This window comes from Mucilaginibacter sp. (genome assembly GCF_036383575.1).
GTDB lineage: Bacteria > Bacteroidota > Bacteroidia > Sphingobacteriales > Sphingobacteriaceae > Mucilaginibacter.
The window spans coordinates 1-7,538 of the sequence record NZ_DASVOB010000447.1; the positions used below are offsets into that span (position 1 = coordinate 1).

At 43.8% G+C, this 7,538-nt stretch carries 4 protein-coding genes; all 4 read right to left on the reverse strand.

Annotated elements, in window-relative coordinates; translation table 11 throughout:
- Nucleotides 1–1,133: glycoside hydrolase family 2 protein (locus VF500_RS15860; RefSeq protein ID WP_330860606.1), on the reverse strand; the 1,133-nt coding region annotated here is incomplete at its 3' end.
- 27 nt (nucleotides 1,134–1,160) lie between these two features.
- Nucleotides 1,161–2,609, reverse strand: a complete 1,449-nt coding sequence (locus VF500_RS15865) for an alpha-L-fucosidase (RefSeq protein WP_330860607.1) — start codon at nucleotides 2,607–2,609, stop codon at nucleotides 1,161–1,163.
- Nucleotides 2,610–2,672: 63 nt separating this feature from the next.
- Nucleotides 2,673–4,241: a RagB/SusD family nutrient uptake outer membrane protein gene (locus VF500_RS15870; protein ID WP_330860608.1), complete on the reverse strand. Its 1,569-nt coding sequence runs from the start codon at nucleotides 4,239–4,241 to the stop codon at nucleotides 2,673–2,675.
- 15 nt (nucleotides 4,242–4,256) lie between these two features.
- Nucleotides 4,257–7,472: a TonB-dependent receptor gene (locus tag VF500_RS15875; RefSeq protein ID WP_330860609.1), complete on the reverse strand. Its 3,216-nt coding sequence runs from the start codon at nucleotides 7,470–7,472 to the stop codon at nucleotides 4,257–4,259.
- Between the last annotated feature and the right edge of the window lie 66 nt (nucleotides 7,473–7,538).

The following is a 7,538-nucleotide window of genomic DNA, read 5'->3' on the forward strand; positions in this document are numbered from 1 at the left end:
ATACTGTCGCATTTGGCATAAATATATTCGGCTTGCTGGTAGTGCGCAAAACGGATAGAGGTTGCCCCTATTTCGTAGATCATATCGAGGTCGCTTTTATGCTGAGCATTGCTCAAGGCGCTTCCATAATCCTGCCATTCCTGGTGGCGGCAAACACCATACAAGCGGTACGGCTGACCATTCAGGTAAAATCCCTTGCCCGAAACTATAGAAAAATAACGGAGGCCAAGGGGTTGTGTTACCTCATCTATTTTTTTACCATCTTTAATAACAGCTGTGGTAAGCGAATATAGATAAGGATCTTTCCGGCCGTTCCACAAATGCGGATTGTTTAGCTGTAATTGCTGATCAACAATATTTATCCCCTGGGGCTGTACATCTTGTTGCTGTTGAACCTGCTTAACAATGATGCCACTTTTATCCCGGATGGTGGTTTTTACGATGATCTGTTGCACCTGCCGCTCTTTATTCTCAATTTTAGCCGTTACCGAAATGGCGGCCTTTTTATTATTTACATCCTGCTTAATATAAATACCGGCCGATGCATAATCGGTTGTTGTTATATTGATCTTGCTGGTAACAATAAGACTTACGGGGCGGTAAATGCCACCATAAACGCCAAACAGTTTATTATTGATGGGGATGATGTCCGGCCGCTCCTCGTTATTTACTTTTACCAAAACGATATTGGTAGTATCATATCTTAACAAGTTGCTGATCTCAAAACAAAATGCCGAATAAGCACCTTTATGCGTACCTGCCAGTTTATTATTAACATATACATCGGCAACAGTTCCCACGCCTTCAAAACGAATGAACACCCGTTTGTCTTTCCATTCCTGCCGGGCTACAAGGTCTTTGCGGTAAAATGCATCGCCTGTATAAAAGTTTTTCCCTTTCTGAATATCCTTATTGTTCCAGGTGTGGGGTACAGTAACGTTTTCCCATTCACTGCCAGCAATAGCGATATTGGTTTTATAAGTTGCCTTTTTAAACTGCCAATCCTGGTTAAAGGGTACAACCTGCCGGGATAGGTTTAGACTATTAGTATCCTGAGCCTGTTGAAATGCATTCACTTTTAACCCCAAGAAGAGGTCTATTATTAAAAGCAGGATGATTTTTGTAGTACGCATAAATGTAAACTTGATATGATGTGTGGCTTATGTTTTGGCTTTTTGATATTGCGCTCCGCTGTTTTTACTGTTATCTGCCGTTTCTAAAACAATTACAAAAGGGCGTTTAAATGTTTGCTGTCTCAGGTGGATAAACCAGGCTGATGTGCCGATCTCCTCAGGTACGTAGTTTTGGGCGGGGTTCCCAAGATCATATGCTTTGCCAATAGCCGAATGAGATTGCATTACGACCTTTAAGGCACCAGATACAGGCACATTAAATACCAGCATGTAGATTTTATTGGAACCTGTCTTTTTTATATAATATCCCCAGTCCTGCTTAACAAGGCCTGCATACTCACCATTGTAAATAGCTTCACTGTTGGTAGCCATCCATGCTCCTATTCCTTCGGCGAGATCCAATTCTTCGGTCCTTAAAGTACCATCGGGTTTGGGGCCAAAGTTGAGTACAAAATTACCGTCGAGCGAAACACATTTGGCCAGCATCTCCAGTAATTCATCCGTAGTTTTGATATGGCCTTTCCATACCCTGCCGTATCCCCACTGGTTTTCAGGCACGGTCATTACACAATCCCAATCATTTCCGTGCACGTCCTCTATCTTCTCCGGTATTTTGCGTTCCCAGCCCTGTTCGTAATCGCCCATCATGTTGCCATTGGAATCAAAATGCCGTTTACCGTATTCATCTGCCCTGAAGCGGCTGCCAATGATCAATCCCGGATGCATTGCCTTCATCTCCTTTTCAAGCGAATCGGCAAACGCAGCTTGTTTTACCCATGATTTATCCCAGGTACCATCAAACCATAAACCTTTGGCTGTGGGATACAGGGTAAGCAGCTCAAGCAACTGCTTGCGGGTAAACTGTTTAAACCGGTCAAAAGCAATGCTATCCTCCCGGGTTTTAATATCATACCGCCAATCGGGGTTGTGCCAATCCATAATGGAGAAGTACAATATCACGTCAATACCCTGCTTGTCATAAGCCTTTACCAGCGGACCTATGATATCTTTTTTATAGGGAGAATTAGCAACGGTAAAATTGGTGTACTTACTTGGCCATAAGCAAAAACCATCGTGGTGTTTTGTAGTGATAGTTACGTACTTTACGCCCATTTGCTTAGCTGTCCCAGCCCATGAGTCTGCGTTAAATTTGGTTGGGTTAAATTGATACATCAATGAATCGTAGGCCGTTGCAGAAACCTCTTTCCATGATTTTATCCATTCAGAAGCGCCGTTGTATTGTTTACCGTTCCATTCACCTGCGGGGATGGAATATAAGCCCCAATGTATAAACTGACCCAAACCATAAGCACGCCATTTTTCCATGTCGGCATCTGTTCTGCGGCCTATGCGGTGTGCGCCATGCTGTAGGGCAATAGGTTTTTGTACTGTAGCTGCTGCCTGCTGCGCGTTTACATTGGCGGCATTTATACAGTTCCATACAATTGCTATAACCAGGATCGCTTTTCTTATCATACTTAGTTCTCTTTGTAGTAATTCAATCTAAGCCGCCGCAAAATACAGCGGCTTAGGTAAGTTTTAATATCCGGGGTTTTGTATTAGTGTTGCGCCTTTGTTCACATCAATTTCTGATTGCGGAATGGGCAACAGCATGTTGTTATCTTTGATCGATCCGGCCGAGGTTGGGTTATATTTCTTCACCCGCTCAACCAGGGTTCCTGTCCTCATTAAGGTAATGCGCCTGTCTTCTTCGCCAATAAGCTCGCGGGCACGCTCATCCAGAATAAAATCCATATTAATATCTGATGCATGTACCTGTGGGGCATTTGCCCTTGTACGAAGCATGTTGATATTGCCGGCCGCCCCGCTTAAATTACCTTGCTTAAATTGTGCTTCGGCCAGTAAAAGGTATGTTTCGCCAAGACGCATATAGATCCTGTCTTTATATGTAAGCGTACCAAACGGATCTGCACTGGTATAAGAGTACCACTTGGTAGTGTGCGCGTACATATTTTGAATAGTATCTGTATTGGAAGTAACTACCGCCAGCTTGCCATAATTGGCAGATGATGGGTCATTATAATAATATTTACGCCGGATGTTATAACTGGAGTTACGCATGTCATTGCTGAGGTTCAGGTTATATGTCCACCAGTTAGTTGGCCTTATCCGGCCTATGCCACGGCCGCCCAATGAATCGGCTACGATCATGCCCGGTATGTTTACATAAAACGGCACCCAAACCCTGCGGTGCTGATCTGTTGGACTTACACCGCCAGGTATGTTAGCCTCTTCAATTACCCAGATAGCTTCAGTATTGCCCTGGCTCCGGCGCATATTACCGTAAATAAACATATCAGAAAAGGCATCGCCCGGCTTCAGGGAATTGATCCCATAGCGGTTGTTTACTAACTTGTACGTGCCGCTTGCTATGATCTTGTTCAACTGTGCTTCGGCAAGATCCGGTTTGTTAGCCCTCAAATAAGTTATCGCCAATAGTTGCATGGCTGCAGCATTGTTTATTCTTCCTTCGGCAACAACATGTGCTGCATCAGGTAGATTCGTTGCCGCGAATGTAAGGTCGCTGATCTGTAAATTAACTATGGAATCTAACGGCGCCCTTACGTAATCGGTTTTAGGTGCGGTAACCGGAACTGTTATAAGCGGAACACCGCCGAATAAAGTCGACAGAAAATTATAGGCGTATGCCCTGAAGAACTTCGCTTCGGCCACATAACCGCTAACCTGGGCCGGCGTTAAACTTGTATTACCGGATTGAGCCGCCTGTATAATTACGTTAGAGGCATTGATAACCTGGTAACCCCAGCGCCAGAAACCAAGGGAAGCAACATCCTGCGAATTTAATTGCGAATACGTTTCATAGGGCGCCATGGTCGCCGTGGTTTGGCCATTTCGGGCCACATCGGTACCGGTTTGCATCAGCGCTATGATTCCCTGATCGCCTTCATACTGATCGCGGACTGTTTTTTGCACGCCCGCAACTGCGGCTTCAAAACTCAGGGCATCTTTTAAGGTAGACGGTGTAAACTGTGTTCTGACATCTTCATCCAGAAAACTCTTTTTACAAGAATTAAAGGTGAGTATGGCTATCAGACTTATAAAGAGTAATGAATAAATACTTTTCATGATCCTAATTTCTAATTATTGTAAAGTAATGTTAACACCCAGCACCACGGTGGCTACCAGCGGGTAAAATGAACTGCTTTGGTTGCCGGCGTAGTTGTAAAAATCGGTTTCGGGATCCCAACCTAACCATTTGGAAAAGGTTGCGATGTTTCGACCACTGGCGTAAACCTGTAAATTGGAGATCTTTAAATTCCGTAGTGTTTCTTTGGAGAAGCTGTAGCTTAAAGTAACATCCTTAATGCGGGTATACGAACCCGAAACCGGATAAGTGTATTGCCTTGAATTGGTATAACTTAATGATGGCCTCGTGTTACTTTGGTTGGCCGCTGTCCAGTAACCTATCCCTGCCGGCAGGTTGATACGCCCGGCCTGATCCCGGTAATCATAAATAGGATTGGGTTTAAGTGCGCCCTGAAAGGTTTGTACAAATGCACTCAATGAAAAGCTTTTATACCTGAAAGTATTGGTCATACCGGCAATATATTTTGGCAAACGCGAACCCAGGTAGGTTTTGTCGGCTGTGTTGATCTTGCCATCGCCATTTAAATCGGCGAATTTTAGATCGCCAGGTTTGGCGCTTGGGTCAACGGTAAAGTCATCACCTTTTTGCCATATGCCAATCAGCTTATAATCATATACCGCCTGCAGTTGTTTACCCAGGAACAGGTTATTGGTGATATCATCCTTGTTATCGCCATAAAGCTGTACCAGTTTATTGCGGTTGGCCGAGAAATTGACATTGGTTTCCCAGCTGAAGTCATTGCTTTGAATATTGCGGCTTGTGATAGAAAACTCGATACCCTTGTTAGCTGTTCGGCCTATATTGTCCAAAATAGTGGTATACCCGGTGATGTATGGTATTTTACGCGACAATAACAAGTTGTACGTTTTGGTATCGTAGGCATCAACAGAACCACTGATGCGATCTTTTAAAATGGAAAAATCGATACCGAGGTTAAAACCTTTGGTACTCTCCCACTTTAAATTTCCGTTGCCGATGGCGCTCGGATTTAACCCGATAGTTGTGGTACTGCCATAGATGTATTGCGTTGAGGCCAGCGTTGTTAAGGTATTATAAGAAGATACCCCCTGGTTACCCGAAATACCATAAGAAGCCCGCAATTTCAGCGCAGATATGGCTGATATCCCCTTCATAAATGATTCTTCGGTTAAATTCCATGCCACCGCAACTGATGGGAATGTTCCATATTTGTTAGCAGCGCTAAACCCCGAAAAACCATCACGACGGGCGGTAGCAGTAAACAGATATTTCCCGGCATAAGAATAGTTGATGCGTACCATCTGCGACAGCAGGGTGCTTTGCGTATAACTTGAGGTGGTTTGCTGGATTTGAGCCGAACCTAAATTATAAAAGCTGGTAAGGTCATTAATAAAGGTATTGGCATTTAACGCGTTGCTCAAGGTATAATCCTTTTGTGAGCTGTATAACCCTGTAAAATCGATGCTATGTTTACCGAAACTGCGGCTGTAGTTTACAATATTTTCTATAAGCCAATGATTACTTTCGGCATTGGTCATAGTAGCATGGCCGATGGCATCACCCGTGTTTCTGCCGGTATAATCACCGGTCATGGCTGGGTTATAAGCGTAACCGGTATTCAACCTGTATTTAAACCCTTTAATGAATGCAGGCTTAATCTCCGCGTAAAAATTACCGTTCCAGGTCCTGTTTTTGCTAACGGTAGGCTGGTAAAGGCCTAATAACGGGTTGGTATAAAGCGCGTCAGGATACATCGGATAGATCTGGTAGTCTCCTTGTGCATTATATTCCTGCCCGTACGGGCTCATCACGGTAGCCATGTATAAATTACTTTTGCCGCCGTCATAATTGTTATTGTTGAAGAACATGTTTGTACCGGCGTTCAGCCAATCGGTAATTTTAGCATCAAGGTTTCCGCGTACATTGAAGCGATTGAACTGGTATCCTTTCAGGATGCCTTTTTCTTTGGTATAATCCCCGGAAACATAGTACTTAACATCGGCTGTGCCGCCAGATATATTTAAAGAATGGTTTTGGATGAAACCCTGTTGTGATATCGCTTTTATCCAGTCGGTTTCTTTACCGTTTTTATAATTATCCTGCTCATACAGGTTAGGTACCGGCGCGGCTGTTTTACCGGCCTGTTCATCATAATCAAGATTCTTTTGTACGTATTCGGCCCCGCCCATCGGCTTCACCTCGTGCGACATGTATTCTGGCCCCGCCCAGGCATTATACTGAACCGATGGCTTACCTGTTTTGCCCTTTTTAGTCGTTACAAGGATTACCCCATTTGATCCCCTTGTACCGTAAATGGCCGTCGCCGACGCGTCTTTCAGTACCTGAACTGACTCCACATCGTTGGTATTGATATCGTTATAAGAGCCGGTGTAAGGCACACCATCCAACACAACCAAAGGAGAATTACTGGCTGTAATGGAATGCAGGCCGCGAACATAAATTGAGCTTACCGCCCCCGGTGCCGATGAACCGGATGTGATATTGATGCCCGGAACAGCACCTTCAATTGACTGCAGTATATTAGTAACAGGCAAATTTTCCAGCCGCTGTTTAGAAACGGAAGTAATAGCCCCGGTAACGTCACTTTTTTTCTGACTTCCGTAACCTATCACCACAACCTGCGACAACTCCCTTGAAGTTTCTTTTAATATAATGCGCAGTGTTGTTTGGTTATTGACCGCAACTTCCTGCTCATGATAGCCTATCGATGTAATAAGCAGTACCCCGGCAGACGGAACATCTTTCAATTCAAATTTACCATCAGCATCAGACATTGTTCCTTTACTGCCGTCTTTTAGCTTTACTGTTGCTCCGGGTACAGGTCGCCCGGTTGAATCAACGATGGTGCCTTTAACGGTGATCGTTGATATTTCACTACTGCCTACACTGGTAGTCGAATTATTGTTTGCCTGTTTTTCGGCAGCTTTTATAACAATTGTTTTTTCGAAAAAGATATAGCTTAAGGCTTTACCATCAAGGCAGTTTTTGATGACTTCATCTAAAGGAGTATTGATAAAGTTGGCATTGATCTTTACAGAAGCATTGAGCCTGCCGGGCTGATAAAGTACATCATAACCGGTTTGCTTTTTAATAGCTTTAAAAACCTGTTTTAATGTTACGTTCTTTTGCGTTAGATTAAGCTTTTGCGCAAACGTTGAGGCACTTACCTGCAACATGGTAACGGTTAATAAAAGGATGGTGAGTTTCATCATCAACAGTAATTTGGGCACGCGGCGTTTTGGCCAACATAAAATTTCGATGTAAAATTTATACAT

Excerpts from the sequence above, each read along its gene's own strand:
- VF500_RS15870 (WP_330860608.1), bottom strand. The coding sequence starts at position 4,241 with ATGAAAAGTATTTATTCATTACTCTTTATAAGTCTGATAGCCATACTC.
- VF500_RS15875 (WP_330860609.1), bottom strand. The coding sequence starts at position 7,472 with ATGAAACTCACCATCCTTTTATTAACCGTTACCATGTTGCAGGTAAGT.
- VF500_RS15865 (WP_330860607.1), bottom strand. The coding sequence starts at position 2,609 with ATGATAAGAAAAGCGATCCTGGTTATAGCAATTGTATGGAACTGTATA.